Consider the following 14,476-nt stretch of genomic DNA (forward strand, 5'->3'; position numbering starts at 1 on the left):
AGCCCCCGCCGGCCCGCCCGCCGTCCTGCTGCCCGAGGCGGAGCGGAAGCCCTTGCCTCAGCCGGGCGCCGAGGTCGCACCCGTGACGCCGACCGTCGCCGACTTCCGCCTGGACAACGGCCTGCGCGTCTTGGTCGCCCCGACCGACGGCGTGCCGCTGGTCTCGGCCCGCCTCAGCTTCGACGCCGGTTCGTCCGATGATCCGACGGGCAAGGCTGGCGTCGCCGCCATGACCGCCGCCCTTCTGACCCAGGGCACCAAGACCAAAACCGCGCCCGAAATCGCCACCCAGATCGAACAGTTGGGCGCCAGCGTGGGCGCATCGGCCGGGGTCGATTTCTCGAACGTCTACGCCAACGCGCCGTCGAACGCCTTCCCGGCGACCGTCGCCCTGATGGCGGATCTGGTGAAGAACCCGACCTTCGCCGGCGAAGAGCTTGAACGTCAGCAGGCCCAGACCCTGGACGGCCTGCGCGTCGCCCTCAGCCAGCCGGCGTCCATCGCCGGCATGACGGTCGGCCGCGTCATCTACGGCGACGCCCCCTATGGCGCGACGATCACCCAGCAGACGGTCCCGGCCATCACGGCGGCCGACGTCGCCGCCTTCCACGCCGCCCGCTACCGGCCGTCGGACGCGACCCTGGTCTTCTCGGGCGACATCACGCCGGCCGCCGCCCGCGCCCTGGCGCAACAGGCGTTCGGCGACTGGCGCCCGGTCGGCGCGGCCCCGGCCGCTGCGACCAATCCGGCCGGCCAGCCCCTGGCGCCGCGCATCGTCGTGGTGAACCAACCCGGCGCCGGTCAGGCCGCGGTCGTCGCCGCCGTTCGCGGCGTGTCGCGCACCGATGCGGACTTCTTCCCGCTGACGGTCGGCAACACCCTGTTGGGCGGCGGCTTCTCGTCGCGCCTGAATCAGGAGATCCGCATCAAGCGCGGTCTGTCCTACGGCGCCTCGTCGTCGCTGGGCGCACGGGCGGATGCGGGCCTGTTCACGGCCTCGACCCAGACCAAGAACGAGACCGCCGACGAGGTCGCCGATCTGATCCTGGCCGAGATCGCCAAGCTGGGAACCGAGACCCCGACCCAGGCCGATCTGGCCCCGCGCCGCGCCACCCTGATCGGCGGCTTCGGCCGCTCGCTGGAGACGGTGGACGGCCTGGGCGCCCTGGTCGCCAACCTGGCGCTCTATGATCTGCCGATGAGCGATCTGGCCGACTACGCCGGCCGGGTCCGCGCCGTCACGCCCGAACAGGTCGAGGCCGCCTTCGCCGAACACCTGCCGGTCAACCGCGCCAGCCTGGTCATCGTCGGCGATGGCTCCAAGTTTCTGGACGATCTGCGCGCCAAACACCCGAACCTCGAAGTCATCGAGGCGGGCGCCCTGAACCTGAACACCGGCTCGCTGAAGTAAGGCCGGATCGGCAAGCCCCCTCCTTCCCCTGGCGGCGAAGGAGGGGGTCGGCCGCCAGCCGTCCTATTTTCAGGACCGAAGTCGTCTCTTTTCAGGGACTTTCGGGCCGCCCTCGACAATCATCCATACGGGCTTCGATTGGGGATATGATCCATCCCCGATCTTTGACATCGCGATCCCCACGCCGAGCCCTTGGCTCTCAAGGCCGGGCCCGACCTGCATCAACAATTGCACACGTCCAATTCGAGTGCAGATTTATCCAAACGATTTCCGTCCTTTGCCGCCGAATTGCACGCCATTGCACCTTTTTCGCCGCGTGCAATTTCTGTCCGCTAGACCGACAGACACACCACCTGGGCCACGCGCAGGTCGCGCCTCAGCCGGTTGGACACCTGGCCGTAATCCTCGGTCGTGATGGTCTGGCCGCGCGCGTCGTCGGCCGGCGTCTGTTCGCCGCGAATGGCCGGCCCGAACGTCTCCGGCGCCGTCGTATAGATCCGGCCCCGTCTCGGCGCCTCGGCGATGGTGACGCCCACGACGCGGCCCTGCGCATCCAGGGCCGGCGCGCCGGACAGACCCGACAATGTGCCCTCAAGCCCGTTGGTGCGCCCGACCTCGGCCCAGGACAGCACCGGCTCGTCGCGCGCGCCGCGCCCGAAGACCTTCAAGTTCTCGCGCCCCAGCAGGCGTGACGTCACCTCGCCAGGCCGGCCTTGAGGAAAGCCCGGATGGAAGGCGCGCTGACCCTTGCGCAGCGGCGCCTCGACCGCGACCGGCAGGGCCGCCGGCCCGCCGTCGGTGATCAGCAAGGCGACGTCGGCGCGCGGCGCCAGACGGACATCGGCCGCGACCGCCCGCCCCTCGCCGACCACCAGCGCCGGCTTGCGGCACCCCTCGACGACATGGCGCGCCGTCACCCAGCGCCCCCGTCCTGCGATGGAGAAGGCCGTGCCCGACGACGGCTTGAACGGCGCCTCGCCCGCATCGACGGTGACGGCGGCGTCAAAGGGGGTGATGGGGCCTAACAGCGCGCCCTCGGCGACATCAGCGCCGGCCTCAGGGACCGGCGGCGCATCGGCGTTCTCGCGTCGCCCCAGGGACACCGCCAGAAACACGGCCGCCACCGCTCCGTAGATGGCCCAGTCCGGCAGGCGGGGAAACTGCATCGCTCCGGCCGATCAGCCGGTCAGCGCGGCGGACAGGATCACGGCCGTCGCCAGCTTGGCGCCCAGCAGCACCACCGCCGCCGAAATCTCGCCGTGGCGGATCCGCTCGGGCAGGCCCGTCAGCAGCAGGTCCACGACCCGGAAGGCCAGAAGCTGCAGCACCACGGTCGCCACGCCCCAGATGGCGATGTCGCGCACCGAGGTCGACACCGACAGCGATACCGCCAGCGGCACGGCCAACCCCACCAGAATGCCGGCGAAGGCGATGGCGGCGGCGACATTGCCCTGACGGATCAGGGCGACCTCCTTCCACGGCGTCAGCAGGGCATAGACCGTCGCCCCCGCCGCGAGCAGCAGCAGGGTCACGATCAGGTGCATCACCATGACCGGGAAGCCCGAGGCGAAAGCCTGCACCTCGGCGCTTGAAAGGACGTTCGACAAGGAGGGGTCCATGCCCAGACGCCTTGCCCGATTGTCGCCCCAATCCGCAAGCGCGCCGGGGACACACTGCGTGACATTATGTGTCCGAAGGTTGTGTCCTCTCCTCAAAAGAGGACATGAGCATCACGCCGCTGCCTGCTCCGCCTTCCTAAGCGCGCTGGCCCTGACCTTCTCGCTTTCGGACTTCAGCTGACCGCAGGCGGCCAGGATGTCGCGGCCGCGGGGGGTGCGGATGGGTGACGCGTATCCGGCCTTGTTCAGGATGGCGGCGAAGCGCTCGATCGTCTTCCAGTCCGAGCATTCGTATTCGACGCCGGGCCAGGGATTGAACGGGATCAGATTGATCTTGGCCGGAATGCCCTCGATCAGCTTCAACAGGGCGCGCGCCTCTTCGGGGCTGTCGTTGACGCCCTTCAGCATGACGTATTCGAACGTCACCCGACGCGCGTTCGACAGGCCCGGATAGGCCCGGATCGCCGCCATCAGCTGGTCCAGCGGATACTTCTTGTTCAGCGGCACCAGGACATCGCGCAAAGCGTCGTTGGTGGCGTGCAGGCTGATGGCCAGCATCGCCGCCGTCCGGTCGCCCAGGGCCTGAAGCTGCGGCACCACGCCCGAGGTCGAGACCGTGATCCGACGGCGCGACAGGGCGATGCCCTCGTTGTCCGAGATGATGTCGATGGCGTCGGCGACGTGATCCAGATTGTAGAGCGGCTCGCCCATCCCCATGAAGACGATGTTGGACAGGCGACGGTCTTCCTTGGGCGACGGCCATTCCTCCAGATCGTCGCGGGCGACCTGGACCTGGGCCACGATCTCGGCGGCGGTCAGGTTGCGGACCAGCTTTTGCGTGCCGGTATGGCAAAAGGTGCAGTTCAGGGTGCAGCCGACCTGGCTGGACACGCACAGGGCGCCGGCCCGGCCCACGTCGGGAATATAGACTGTTTCGATCTCGATGCCCGGCGCGGTGCGGATAAGCCATTTGCGCGTGCCGTCCTTGGACACCTGGCGCTCGACGACCTCGGGGCGGGCCAGGGTGAAATGCTCGGCCAGCTTGGCCTGCATATCCTTGGCGACATTGCTCATGGCCGAAAATTCGGTCACGCCATAGTGGTGGATCCAGCTCCACACCTGGCTGGCGCGCATCTTGGCCTTCTCGGGCGGACAGACGTTCGCGTCGATCAGGGCCTGGCGCAGGCCGGCGCGCGTCAGACCGCTGAGGTTGACGGGCGCCTTAACGGCGGGCGCGTTAGAGACGCGCGAAAGATCGAGCGTGATGCTCAAGGCGGCGATCCTGCGTGAGGTTGAGCCGGCCTATATAGCACGGATCCCGGCGATTGCATGGCCGGGGCAGATTCGACCGCCCTAGAGGCCCACGTCCCAGACGCCGGCGTCGCGCATCCGGGTCTCGCGCGCCTCCTCGGCCCGACCGCCGATGTCCTTGGCCATGCTGCGGATCGCGGTCGAGACGGTGGTCTTGTGCACGCCAGGCACGATCGCGTGGGCGAAGGCGGCGCCCGCCAGACCCAGCAGCTTGAAGCCGAAACCCGCCGAGGCGACCATGTGCTGGAGATAGGTCTCGTCGACCTCGCGCGGATGGTCGCGGAACAGGCGGTCGAAGGCGGTCGAACCCGAACGGCGGCGGTCGATCGTCGTCTGACTCATGGCGGCGGCCTTCCCTGTTTTCTCAACATCCATGGTCACGCCGGACGGCCGGCGACGCAACCCCGATCGCGATCTGTTCATTGGACGTGACCAACACGCCACCTGCCCGCTTCAGACCCATCGTCAGAAGTGAAAACTCGGTCTAGGGTCGGCGTTCGATCAAGGAAATGCCCATGCCGATCCGCCTATCGCCCGCCTCTTCCATGGCCGTCGCCCTGGCCCTGATGGCCTCGGCGACGCCGGTGCTGGCGCAATCGGGCGCGGCAGGCCTGCCCTATGACGCCCGGCGCGGCGTCTTCAGCTTCTCGTCGGGGCTCGAGGGCTCGCTTCCGGCGGTGGTTCAGGTCACGACCCTGGGCCAGTCGCGCGGTCCCAGTTCGGATGCGGCCGATCCCAAACCCTACGCCTCCGGTTCCGGTGTCATCGTCGATGCGGCCGAGGGGCTGGTGATCACCAACAATCACGTCGTCGAGGGCGGGCGTAAGTTCACCGTCGATCTGACGGACGGCCGGTTGTTCGACGCCGTGCTGGTGGGGGCGGACAAGGCGACCGACATCGCCGTGCTTCGCATCACGCCTGACGGTCGGCCGCTGAACCTCAAACAGGTCCAGACGGTGGATTCCGACACCCTGCGCACCGGCGACCTGGCCTTCGCGGTCGGCTATCCGCTGGGCCTGGACCAGACCCTGACCATGGGCGTCATCTCGGGCCTGAACCGCTCAGGCTTGGGCGATGCGGTCGAGGACTACATCCAGACCGACGCGGCCGTGAACTCGGGCAACTCCGGCGGGCCGCTGCTGGATAGCCGGGGCCGGCTGATCGGCATCAACACCTCGATCCTGTCGGGGGGTCTCGGCGGCGGCAACGACGGCATCGCCTTCGCCGTACCGACGCGGATCATGCTGTACGTCGCCGACCAGTTGAAGAAAAACGGCGAGGTCAAGCGCGGCGCGACCGGCGCCATCTTCGGCTCGCTGAACGCCGAGCGCGCGCGCGACCTGCATCTGGGCATCGTGCGTGGGGCCGTTGTCGCCGATGTCGCGCCGGGATCGCCAGCCGAACGGGCGGGCCTGCGCCACAACGACGTCATCACTCGGATCCAAGGCCGCCCCGTCGCCAACGCCGGCTCGGTCAACGCCACCATCGGCATCGCCGCGCCGGGCTCGGATCTCAGCGTCTCCTATCTGCGCGGGGGCCGCGAGGCGACCACGTCGCTGGCGGTCGAGACGCCCGCTGATCAGCCCGTGGTCGTCGGGGCCCAGTCGGTGCTGTCCTATGGGGCGACGCTGCGAGACCAGGACGGCGGCGCCCAGGTCACGGCCGTCGCGGCCGGGTCGCCCGCCGCCCAGGCCGAGCTGACGGCCGGCGATGTGATCACCGCCATCGCCGGCGCGCCCGTCGCCGACGCTCGCGCAGCCGCAACCGCCCTGCAGGGCGCATCGGGATCGGTCGAGACGACCGTGCTGAGAAACGGAGAGACCCTGAACCTGACCTTGTCGATTTAGGCGGGGTCAGACGCCGACGCGGCGCTGTCTGGCAAGCTCCAGACAGCGAAACGCCCGCCTTGCCAAGGAGGGGGAGGGGAAAGGCAGGGCGGGCGCTCGCTTGGAGGAAGCATCGGCCGCCGGAGCCCGTAAACTGGAAACATCCAGGGGGGCTGGGGGGGCTGTTCAGGATCCGGGACGCTTCCGAACTCCGACGAGCCGATGATCGATATTTCGTTGCGCATACGGGCGGGCGAAGGACCGAAACGGGGCCATTTCGTGTCTGCGTTGATTTCCTGGCCGCCTCTGGCGTCGGGCCGCCAGCGGCCTAAGTTGAGCCTATGAGCCTGAACCCTCACGACACGACGCCGGCGCCCGGCCCCGTCTTCTTCGACCGCCGCGAACTGGACCCGATCCTCAGGGTCTATGGCCGCATGGTCGCGCAGGGCGAATGGCGCGACTACGCCATGGTTGGGCACAAGGACTTTGCCGAGTTCGCCGTCTTCCGCCGCAGCGGCGACGCCCCGCTCTACCGCATCGAAAAGCGCCCCGCCCTCCAGACCCGCCAGGGCCAGTGGGCCGTCATCGGCGAAGGCGGCCAGATCCTGAAACGCGGCCGCGACCTGGCCCACGTGCTGCGGGTCTTCGACGGCCGCCGGTTTCAGGTGGTGGAGTAAAAACAAAAAGGGCCCCGCGAGGGGCCCTTTCCGCATCCGTCTTTCGACCGATCTCAGTTCCGGTTGCCACCCATGAAGGCCAGCAGGAATTGAAACAGGTTCACGAAGTTGATGAACAGGCTCAGAGCGCCGAAGCCGGTCGCTACGCCCATCGCGTTCTGGTCGCCGCCCAACGCGTAGTAAGTCATCTTCAGACGCTGGGTGTCGTAGGCGATCAGACCCGAGAAGATCAGCACGCCCAGGCCCGAGATGATCAGGTAGAAGGTCCCGGACTGCAGGAACATGTTCACGATCGAGGCGATGATCAGGCCGATCACGCCCATGATCAGGAAGGTGCCCATGCCGGTCAGGTCCTTCTTGGTCGTGTAGCCCACCAGGCTCAGACCGCCGAAGGCCGCCGCCGTCACCAGGAAGGTGGTGGCCAGCGAACCGCCCGTGTAGCGCAGGAACAGGATGCCCAGACCCGCGCCGATCGTGGCGACCACGGCCCAGTAGAGCATGTTCACGCCCTTGGCCGTCGGGTTCTTCATGAAGAACATCGAGCCGAACAGCATCACCAGCGGCGAAAACTGGACGATCATGCCCAGGATGGTCAGGCCGATCCGGCCGTCCGCCGTCTGGACGAACAGCAGCTGCTGCACCGCCGGCACATTGCCGGTGACATAGGCCAGGGCGCCGGCGACGACGAGGCCCAGGGCCAGTTTGTTGTAGACGCCGAGCATGAAGCTGCGCAGGCCGGCGTCGACCGACATGTCGGCCGTCTGCGGCAGAGGACGGGCGTAACCGTTGTTGAAATCGCTCATGGCGACGAACTTTCTCCGATTGGCCGGAGAGGCTTCTCCGATCACAGGCTTTGAATATCGTGAGCCGAGGCCCGCGCTGCAAGGAAAACCGGACTTGGAGGCTTGTGTTCCGGCCGCTACTTTCGGTCGCATGCTTCGTCTGTTCACCGCCCTGACCCTGCCGCCCGACGTCGCAGAGACGTTGAAACGCCGGCAATCCGGCCTGCCCGGCGCAAGGTGGCGGCCGTTGGACGCCCTGCACGTCACGCTCGCCTTCTATGGCGAGACCGACGAACGCCGCGCCGACGACCTTGCGTCGGAGTTGACGCGCGTGACGGGCGGTCCGTTCGAAATCGCGCTGAAGGGCGTCGGCTGTTTTGGCGACGACCACCGCAGCCACACGCTGTGGGCGGGGGTCGAAACGCCCAATGAGCGCCTGTCGGTTCTCGCCGGGCGAGGCATGGCCGCCGGAGAACGCGCCGGGATCGGCATGGAGGCGCGCACCTACAAACCGCATGTGACCCTGGCCTATCTGAAGACGCGGACCAATCTCGACCGGCTCGGCGCCTGGGTGTCGGGTCACAACCTGCTGCATTCGCCGCCGATCCGCATCGATCGCTTCGGCCTGTATTCCAGCGTTTTGACCGACAGCGGCAGCCATTACGAACTGGAGCGGGAGTATCTGCTGTGAGCACTGCCGCCTACGCCCTGCCGCCCCATGTCGCTCTGGGGCCGACGCTGGAGACCGAGCGGCTGATCCTGCGTCCACCGGCGGTTGAGGACTTTCCGCGCTGGGCTGGGTTCATGGCCGATCCCGAGACCGCCCGCTTCATCGGCGGGGTCCAGCCCGCACCCCAGGTCTGGCGCCTGATCTGCACCGTCGCGGGCATGTGGGCCCTGACCGGAGAGGGGATGTTCTCCATCCTGGAAAAGGAGACCGGCCAGTGGATCGGCCGTATCGGGCCGCTGCACCCCTATGGCTGGCCCGGCCGCGAGGTGGGCTGGAGCCTGCATCGCGACGCCACCGGCAAGGGTTATGCCGTCGAAGCGGCCGCAGCCACGATGGACTACGCCTTCGACGTGCTGGGCTGGGACGACGTGATCCACTGCATCGCGCCCGAGAACCTGCCCTCGGCGGCGGTCGCGACACGGCTGGGATCACGCAATCGCGGGCCGGGCGCCCTGCCCGAACCGCTCCAGGACATCGCCATCGATCTGTGGGGCCAGACGCGCGACGAATGGGCGATCAATCGGACGCGCCTGAAGCGCTGATCACAACCGAACGCGTCGGCGCGTCGTATCCCTCCCAAACCGAACGAGGATACGCCCATGTTCCGCGCCAGCCTGATCGCCGCCTCCGCCGCCCTCGCCGTCCTGCCGGCGACGGCCTTCGCCCAGGCGTCGAACGTCGATCTGAACCGCTTCGACGGCCGGTGGTTCGAGATCGAGCGCAATCACAACAACGTCCAGAAGGACTGCAGCCGGGCGCAGATCGACTTCACGCCGCAGGGCGCCGCCGACCGCTACGCCATCACCGTCACCTGCGTCCGGCGCGCCGATGGCAAGGTCGAGACGCTGCGCGCCAACGCCCGCGTCACCGACACCACGACCAATGCGAAGTTCCGGTTCAGCCTGACCGGCCTGCTCAGCTTCGGGGGGCTCGCGGGCCAGAACTACTGGGTCTACGACCACGCGCCCGACTACAGCTGGGCGATCATGGGTCTGCCGGACAAGTCGAACTGGTGGATCTGGCACCGCAACCAGAATGCCTCTCAGGCTGAGCGCGACCGCATTCTGAGCCGCGTCCGCGCCCTGGGCTTCAGCACCGGCCGACTGGTCCACACCGGCCTGTAAAGCGCCGCTTGCGATGAGAGCAATCTGCCGCAGCGCTCAAGACCCCACACGATCCATCCGCAGATAAGTGTTGCGTGTGTACTAAGCGCATAATTGTTGGCGACAACCACCAGTATGTACGCTAGGCTACTCGCTCAAACTGAACGAGGATCCGTCGATGATACGCGCCAGCCTGATCGCCGCCTCCGCGGTCTTGTCACTCATTCCCGCCACCGCGTTCGCTCAGTCGCAAAGCGTCGATCTAGGTCGGTTCGACGGGCGTTGGTTCGAGATCGAACGCAGCCAGAACGACGTCCAGAAGGACTGCAGTCGCAAACAGATCGACTTCAACCCGAGCTTTGGCGACGATCGATATTCTATGGCCGTCAGATGCACCAGAAGCGACGACGGCGGTGTTGAAACGCTACGCAGGAACGCCCGCGTCACCAACACGTCCACCAACGCCAAGTTCACGTTCAGCCGGAATGGCATCAGCGTAGGCCGTTTGGCGGGCGACAGCTATCGGGTCTGGGATCACGCGCCGGACTACAGCTGGGCTATCATGGGTCTTCCTGACAAGTCGAATTGGTGGGTCTGGCATCGCGATCAGAATGCATCTCAGGCCGAACGCGACCAAATTCTAGCTCACGTTCGTGCCCTAGGCTTCAACACAAGCGATTTGGTCCGAACCGGCCTCTAAGGCGCCGCTTGCGATAGGAACGTAGGCGGAACATAAGCTGTCGGCATGTCCGCCGTCGCCCATCTCGAACTCGTCTTCAGCCGTCCCGAGACCACCCTTTCGGTGACGCGCGGCGCGGCGCGGCTGATGATGGACATGGGGTATGCGCCGCTGCTGGAAGTCTGCCTGCCCAACGGCCGCCGCGCCGATGTCATGGCGATCGGGCGTAAGGGCGACGTCGTCATCTGCGAGGTGAAGTCGGGCGTCGAGGACTATCGCGTCGATCGCAAATGGCATGAGTACGGGCCGTTCTGCGACGCCTTCTTCTTCGCCGTCGCGCCCGAGTTTCCGCAGGACATCCTGCCCGACGAACCGGGCCTGATCGTCGCAGACGGTTTCGGCGGGGCGGTCGTGCGAGACGCGCCGGTGGTCGGCTTGGCGCCCGCCCGCCGCAAGGCGCTGACGCTGGCTTTCGCCCGGCTGGGTGCGATCCGGACCTTGCGGGACTAGAGCCGTCGGAAGACGGCGGTCGCAAAACCTTCCACGACCAGACGCGCCTCGACCTCGGCCAGACTCTCGATCACCACGCCCTTGCCGCCTGTCGCGTGAATGATGCGTTCGCCATCCAGCATCAGCGCCGAATGGCCGGTCCAGTCCTGATCGTCGTTCGGCGCCAGCCAGACGACGATGTCGCCGCGCTGTAGATCCGATGAAGACGCCGCGCGACCCATCTGGGCCTGCGCGTCCGACCGGCGGGGACCGGGCAGGCCGCATGCCAGCAGGGCCTGCTGCACCAGGCCGGAACAGTCGGTGGAGATCGAGGACCGCGCGCCCAACTCATGCGGACGGCCGAGCAGCCGCTCCGCCACCGCGACCATATCCGTCTCGAACGCGCCGACCGGCTTCAGATCAGCCTCGGCCACATCCGTCGCCTCGACCACCAGAGCGTTTAACGGCAGGGCGGCATCCACGCCGGCGATCCAATGCGTCGCCAGCGGCGCGCCGGCCGACAGACTGTCCAGCACGACCCAGCCGACGACGCCGTCTCGACGCGCCCGGCCCCAGGCCCGGCCGTTAGACCGATCCAGAACGTCGAAGATCTCGCCATGCAGAAGCTGGTCGATCCGACCGTCAACGTCCGACAAAATGTCCGCCACGGCGACCCGACAATGCATGGCCTCGGTCGCCCGATAGGCGTCTGCGCGCACCAGCCCTTCCAGCGCCTGTTCGGCGAGGTCAGGGCGAACGAGGCGGTCGCCGGGCGGAAGAAGGTCGAGGACGTCGGTCAACGTGAACTCGCATTGCTGAACCCACAGCCTTATCCCCCGATGGCTTAGGGGCCGTTAACGCGGAACGATTTTGCGAAAGAAAATCAACAGAACCGCGTTCTCAAAAATGCGACGCCGCCTTGAAGCTTCGCCCAGCAACGCCATGTCACTTGGCGGACGTCATGTCGGCGCGTTGAAGGCTCTGGTGATTTTGTGGCTGGTTTTGCTGATCGTGCTGGCCCTGACGGTCGCAGACCAGGGACCTGTCGGGATCACTCTACGGCGATGGCTGGTGGAAACGCCGGCGCGCCGTCTCTCGCGTCTGACGGCCGGGCAGACGGCGGGCCTTTGTCTGATCGTGGTGCTGGGTGTCGCCGCCATTGTTCTCTTCGAGGCGGATGGCGCCCGAATGTTCGCTATGGCGGCGCCAGACATGATCGCCTGGGCCCTGATGTTCGACGTGACCGTGATTTTCGATCTGTTCGTGCTAGCCATCAGCCTACGCGCTGTCGCCGGGTGGCGTGGCTTGATGCAGCAGCGGGAATTTGCGACACGCTTTGTCAGCACCGTGTTGAGACCCATTAGACGCCGCGCACAGTCGCGGGGCGGACGCTTCGGAAAGCCCAGGCCGCCGCGATCCCCCTCCGACGACGCCGAGCCGGAGCCGGGGTTCGCCTTCGCCTGATCCGTCAATCGGCGTAGCGCGCCCTGAGCATGGCGTAGCACGCCCTTAGCGCCTGGGCCTCGCCGCCTTCTGGGTAGCCGGGGCGGGCGCGGGGGTTCCAGGCGAAGATGTCCATGTGCGCCCAGGCCCCCGTGGTCGGGGCGAACTTTTGCAGGAATAAGGCCGCCGTCACCGATCCGGCCTGGGCCCACCCGGCCGGGTCGTTCCGGAGATCCGCGATCTCGGCGTCCAGCGCGCCGCGATAGCCGGGCCACAGAGGCATCCGCCACAGGGGATCGCGCACCTGACCCGCCGCAGCAAGCAGCCCGGCGGCCAGACCTTCGTCGTCAGTATAAAGCGGCGGCAGCTCCGGGCCCAGGGCGATCCGCGCAGCGCCGGTCAGGGTCGCGAAGTCCAGCGTCAGGTCGGGTTGGTGCTCGCCTGCCCGTGTCAGGGCGTCGGCCAGGATCAGCCGGCCTTCGGCGTCCGTATTGCCGATCTCGATGGTCAGCCCCTTGCGGCTGTTCAGGATGTCGCCGGGCCGGAAGGCGTCGGCCGACACGGCGTTCTCGACCGCCGCGACGATGACCACCAATCGCACCGGCAGGTCGGCCTGCATCACCAGACGTCCCAAGGCCAGGGCATGGGCTGAGCCGCCCATGTCCTTCTTCATATTGCGCATGCCGGCGGCGGGCTTCAAGTCCAGGCCGCCGGTGTCGAACACCACCCCCTTGCCGACCAGGGCGACCAGCGGCAGGTCGGTCCGGTCCAGCTTCCAGCCGATCTCGATCAGACGCGGCGCCCGGTGCGGGGCGGCGGCGCGCCCCACCGCGTGGACGGCCGGATAGTTGTCTTCCAGCAGGGCGTCGCCGGTCGTGACGGTGATCTCGGCGCCCGCGCTCTCTGCAATCTCGCGGGCGATGGTCTCGATCTGCAACGGCCCCATATCGGCGGCTGGCGTATCAACCATTTCGCGGGCCAGGGCGCAGGCGGCGGCGATGCGCGAGATTTCGGCGACATCCACCCCGGCCGGCGCGACCAGCCGCACGGGCGTCCGGTCCGGCCGGACCTTGTAGCGGTCGAAGACATAGGCCCCCAGCAGGAAAGCCAGGGTCGCCAGCTCCGCATCGTGCGCGGCGACCTCAAGCCGATAGAGGCCGCCCGGCAGTCGCGCCGACAGTCCCCGCACGCTCATCGGGTCGAAGGTCGCGCCTGCGCCCACGACCACCTGGCCGATCTCGCCGTCCGCGTCCGGCACGACCAACAGCTGGCCCGGCTTGCCTTCGAACCCATGGCGATCGCCCCAGCGGCGGGCCGCACCCTCCAGCATGTCGCCCGCCTGAACGAAGCGGATCGGGATGGCGCCGTCGCCGTCTTGGGCGGAAACCAGCAGGGGATGCGAGACGGACATGAGGCCCTCGAAACGAAGTTAACCATCGGTTGACGCGAACCGGCGATTCTAGGGGCGAGACCTCTAGGACCGTCTGGACCTGACCCATGTCGCGCATGCCCGCCCTTCTCGCAACCGTCGCCCTGATCGCCCTGTCCGGCACGCCGACGCTGGCGGCTGATCCGACGGCGGCGACCGCGGCCCAGGCTCGCGCGCCGTCGTCCGCTGCGGTGCGCGCCACCTATGACCGGATGGACGCCCTGTCGCGCTCGGTCTTCTGGGCCTCGGAGCAACAAGCCGACCCGACCGACGCCGTGGCGGGCGTGAAACTGGCCCAGGCCCTGCGAGAGCTGGGTCGCTACGATCAGGCGGCCGAGGCCGCCCAGGCGACATTGACGCTCCAGCCCAACAATCTGGACGCCCTGCTGGAGCTGGGCCGCGCCCACATCGCGCGCGGCCAGGCCTTTTATGGCGTCGCGCCGCTGGAGCAGGCACGCGACCTGGCGCCGCGCGATTGGCGGCCCTACTCCCTTCTGGGCGTGGCCTATGAACAGGTGCGTCGCACCGACGACGCGCGCGCCGCCTGGAACCAGGCCTTGGCCCTGTCGCCCGACAACCCCGACGTCCTGACCAACGCCGCCACGGCCGCATTGACGCATGGCGATGCGCCGGGCGCCGAGACCCTGCTGCGCCGCGCCGTGGCCCAGCCGACCGCCTCGGCCAAGGTGCGCCAGAACCTGGCCATGGTGCTGGGCCTTCAAGGCAAGATGGGCGAGGCCGAACAGATCCTGCGACGCGAACTGCCGCCCGAACAGGCCGAGCAGAACCTGCAATGGCTGCGCTCACGCAGCACAAGCGGCGCGGCGACGTCCAGCGGCGGCGCGGCAGGCCCGTCGCCCGCGACCGACACCGCGCGCACCTGGAATTCGCTGCAAGGCGGCTGATCCGCCCGTTGCGGTCGGGCCGCCCGCGTGGTGGATGAGGCCATGACCGCCCTCCCCGCGTCCCACCCTATC

The 14,476-nt window shown here is 67.8% G+C and carries 17 protein-coding genes; 10 read left to right on the forward strand and 7 right to left on the reverse strand.

Annotation, left to right across the window (positions count from 1 at the left end; genetic code table 11):
• Positions 1-1,411: pitrilysin family protein (locus GGC30_RS15535; RefSeq protein ID WP_194943623.1), on the forward strand; the 1,411-nt coding region annotated here is incomplete at its 5' end.
• 332 nt (positions 1,412-1,743) lie between these two features.
• Here the strand turns inward: GGC30_RS15535 and GGC30_RS15540 are convergent.
• The 4 genes from GGC30_RS15540 to GGC30_RS15555 form a co-directional block, all read right to left on the reverse strand.
• Positions 1,744-2,577, reverse strand: coding sequence for a serine protease (locus tag GGC30_RS15540; protein WP_153925953.1), 834 nt, complete (start codon positions 2,575-2,577; stop codon positions 1,744-1,746).
• Between the two features lie 12 nt (positions 2,578-2,589).
• Complete coding sequence (locus GGC30_RS15545; protein ID WP_017506264.1) at positions 2,590-3,030, reverse strand: DUF350 domain-containing protein; 441 nt, start codon at positions 3,028-3,030, stop codon at positions 2,590-2,592.
• 111 nt (positions 3,031-3,141) lie between these two features.
• Positions 3,142-4,302, reverse strand: a complete 1,161-nt coding sequence (rlmN, locus tag GGC30_RS15550) for a 23S rRNA (adenine(2503)-C(2))-methyltransferase RlmN (protein WP_066553234.1) — start codon at positions 4,300-4,302, stop codon at positions 3,142-3,144.
• Between the two features lie 81 nt (positions 4,303-4,383).
• Positions 4,384-4,683, reverse strand: a complete 300-nt coding sequence (locus GGC30_RS15555; protein WP_153925956.1) for a DUF6356 family protein — start codon at positions 4,681-4,683, stop codon at positions 4,384-4,386.
• A 173-nt stretch (positions 4,684-4,856) separates the two neighbouring features.
• Between GGC30_RS15555 and GGC30_RS15560 the strand changes: the two genes are divergently transcribed.
• Positions 4,857-6,188 carry a trypsin-like peptidase domain-containing protein gene (locus GGC30_RS15560; RefSeq protein WP_228763780.1) on the forward strand — a complete coding sequence of 444 codons (1,332 nt, stop codon included), beginning with the start codon at positions 4,857-4,859 and terminating at the stop codon, positions 6,186-6,188.
• Positions 6,189-6,508: 320 nt separating this feature from the next.
• A complete protein-coding gene (locus GGC30_RS15565; protein WP_153925960.1) occupies positions 6,509-6,844 on the forward strand; it encodes a DUF2794 domain-containing protein in 336 nt (111 codons plus the stop codon).
• Between the two features lie 53 nt (positions 6,845-6,897).
• On the opposite strand, the gene GGC30_RS15570 is transcribed toward GGC30_RS15565, so the two are convergent.
• Positions 6,898-7,647 carry a Bax inhibitor-1/YccA family protein gene (locus tag GGC30_RS15570; RefSeq protein WP_055754260.1) on the reverse strand — a complete coding sequence of 250 codons (750 nt, stop codon included), beginning with the start codon at positions 7,645-7,647 and terminating at the stop codon, positions 6,898-6,900.
• A gap of 130 nt (positions 7,648-7,777) precedes the next feature.
• Between GGC30_RS15570 and thpR the strand changes: the two genes are divergently transcribed.
• The 5 genes from thpR to mmcB all read left to right on the forward strand — a co-directional run bounded on the left by thpR (position 7,778) and on the right by mmcB (position 10,648).
• Positions 7,778-8,317: an RNA 2',3'-cyclic phosphodiesterase gene (gene thpR, locus GGC30_RS15575; protein ID WP_153925962.1), complete on the forward strand. Its 540-nt coding sequence runs from the start codon at positions 7,778-7,780 to the stop codon at positions 8,315-8,317.
• Positions 8,314-8,898: a GNAT family N-acetyltransferase gene (locus GGC30_RS15580; protein ID WP_370452030.1), complete on the forward strand. Its 585-nt coding sequence runs from the start codon at positions 8,314-8,316 to the stop codon at positions 8,896-8,898. The genes thpR and GGC30_RS15580 overlap by 4 nt, the downstream gene beginning before the upstream one ends.
• A 57-nt stretch (positions 8,899-8,955) precedes the next feature.
• Positions 8,956-9,480 (forward strand): lipocalin family protein, encoded by a 525-nt coding sequence (locus GGC30_RS15585; RefSeq protein ID WP_153925964.1) that lies wholly within the window; start codon positions 8,956-8,958, stop codon positions 9,478-9,480.
• 157 nt (positions 9,481-9,637) lie between these two features.
• Complete coding sequence (locus GGC30_RS15590; RefSeq protein ID WP_153925966.1) at positions 9,638-10,159, forward strand: lipocalin family protein; 522 nt, start codon at positions 9,638-9,640, stop codon at positions 10,157-10,159.
• Between the two features lie 45 nt (positions 10,160-10,204).
• A complete protein-coding gene (gene mmcB / locus GGC30_RS15595) occupies positions 10,205-10,648 on the forward strand; it encodes a DNA repair putative endonuclease MmcB (protein ID WP_153925969.1) in 444 nt (147 codons plus the stop codon).
• Here mmcB and GGC30_RS15600 read toward each other — a convergent pair.
• Positions 10,645-11,427 carry a C40 family peptidase gene (locus tag GGC30_RS15600; protein ID WP_153925971.1) on the reverse strand — a complete coding sequence of 261 codons (783 nt, stop codon included), beginning with the start codon at positions 11,425-11,427 and terminating at the stop codon, positions 10,645-10,647. The genes mmcB and GGC30_RS15600 overlap by 4 nt on opposite strands.
• A gap of 184 nt (positions 11,428-11,611) precedes the next feature.
• On the opposite strand from GGC30_RS15600, the gene GGC30_RS15605 reads away from it, so the two are divergent.
• A complete protein-coding gene (locus GGC30_RS15605; RefSeq protein ID WP_153925974.1) occupies positions 11,612-12,091 on the forward strand; it encodes a hypothetical protein in 480 nt (159 codons plus the stop codon).
• A 4-nt stretch (positions 12,092-12,095) separates the two neighbouring features.
• Here GGC30_RS15605 and GGC30_RS15610 read toward each other — a convergent pair whose 3' ends face one another.
• A complete protein-coding gene (locus GGC30_RS15610; RefSeq protein WP_153925976.1) occupies positions 12,096-13,481 on the reverse strand; it encodes a M17 family metallopeptidase in 1,386 nt (461 codons plus the stop codon).
• An 86-nt stretch (positions 13,482-13,567) separates the two neighbouring features.
• Here GGC30_RS15610 and GGC30_RS15615 point away from each other — a divergent pair, with 86 nt between their 5' ends.
• On the forward strand, positions 13,568-14,404 hold the full coding sequence (locus tag GGC30_RS15615) for a tetratricopeptide repeat protein (protein WP_153925978.1): 837 nt from the start codon (positions 13,568-13,570) through the stop codon (positions 14,402-14,404).
• Positions 14,405-14,476 lie beyond the last annotated feature (72 nt).

Origin of the sequence: Brevundimonas sp. SPF441, from assembly GCF_009661015.1 — a bacterium.
Lineage (GTDB): Bacteria > Pseudomonadota > Alphaproteobacteria > Caulobacterales > Caulobacteraceae > Brevundimonas > Brevundimonas vesicularis.

Bases quoted from the DNA above. Each gene is read 5' to 3' on its own strand.
- GGC30_RS15540 (WP_153925953.1), bottom strand. From the start codon at position 2,577: ATGCAGTTTCCCCGCCTGCCGGACTGGGCCATCTACGGAGCGGTGGCG.
- GGC30_RS15545 (WP_017506264.1), bottom strand. From the start codon at position 3,030: ATGGACCCCTCCTTGTCGAACGTCCTTTCAAGCGCCGAGGTGCAGGCT.
- GGC30_RS15555 (WP_153925956.1), bottom strand. From the start codon at position 4,683: ATGAGTCAGACGACGATCGACCGCCGCCGTTCGGGTTCGACCGCCTTC.
- GGC30_RS15560 (WP_228763780.1), top strand. From the start codon at position 4,857: ATGCCGATCCGCCTATCGCCCGCCTCTTCCATGGCCGTCGCCCTGGCC.
- GGC30_RS15565 (WP_153925960.1), top strand. From the start codon at position 6,509: ATGAGCCTGAACCCTCACGACACGACGCCGGCGCCCGGCCCCGTCTTC.
- GGC30_RS15570 (WP_055754260.1), bottom strand. From the start codon at position 7,647: ATGAGCGATTTCAACAACGGTTACGCCCGTCCTCTGCCGCAGACGGCC.
- thpR (WP_153925962.1), top strand. From the start codon at position 7,778: ATGCTTCGTCTGTTCACCGCCCTGACCCTGCCGCCCGACGTCGCAGAG.
- GGC30_RS15585 (WP_153925964.1), top strand. From the start codon at position 8,956: ATGTTCCGCGCCAGCCTGATCGCCGCCTCCGCCGCCCTCGCCGTCCTG.
- GGC30_RS15590 (WP_153925966.1), top strand. From the start codon at position 9,638: ATGATACGCGCCAGCCTGATCGCCGCCTCCGCGGTCTTGTCACTCATT.
- mmcB (WP_153925969.1), top strand. From the start codon at position 10,205: ATGTCCGCCGTCGCCCATCTCGAACTCGTCTTCAGCCGTCCCGAGACC.
- GGC30_RS15610 (WP_153925976.1), bottom strand. From the start codon at position 13,481: ATGTCCGTCTCGCATCCCCTGCTGGTTTCCGCCCAAGACGGCGACGGC.
- GGC30_RS15615 (WP_153925978.1), top strand. From the start codon at position 13,568: ATGTCGCGCATGCCCGCCCTTCTCGCAACCGTCGCCCTGATCGCCCTG.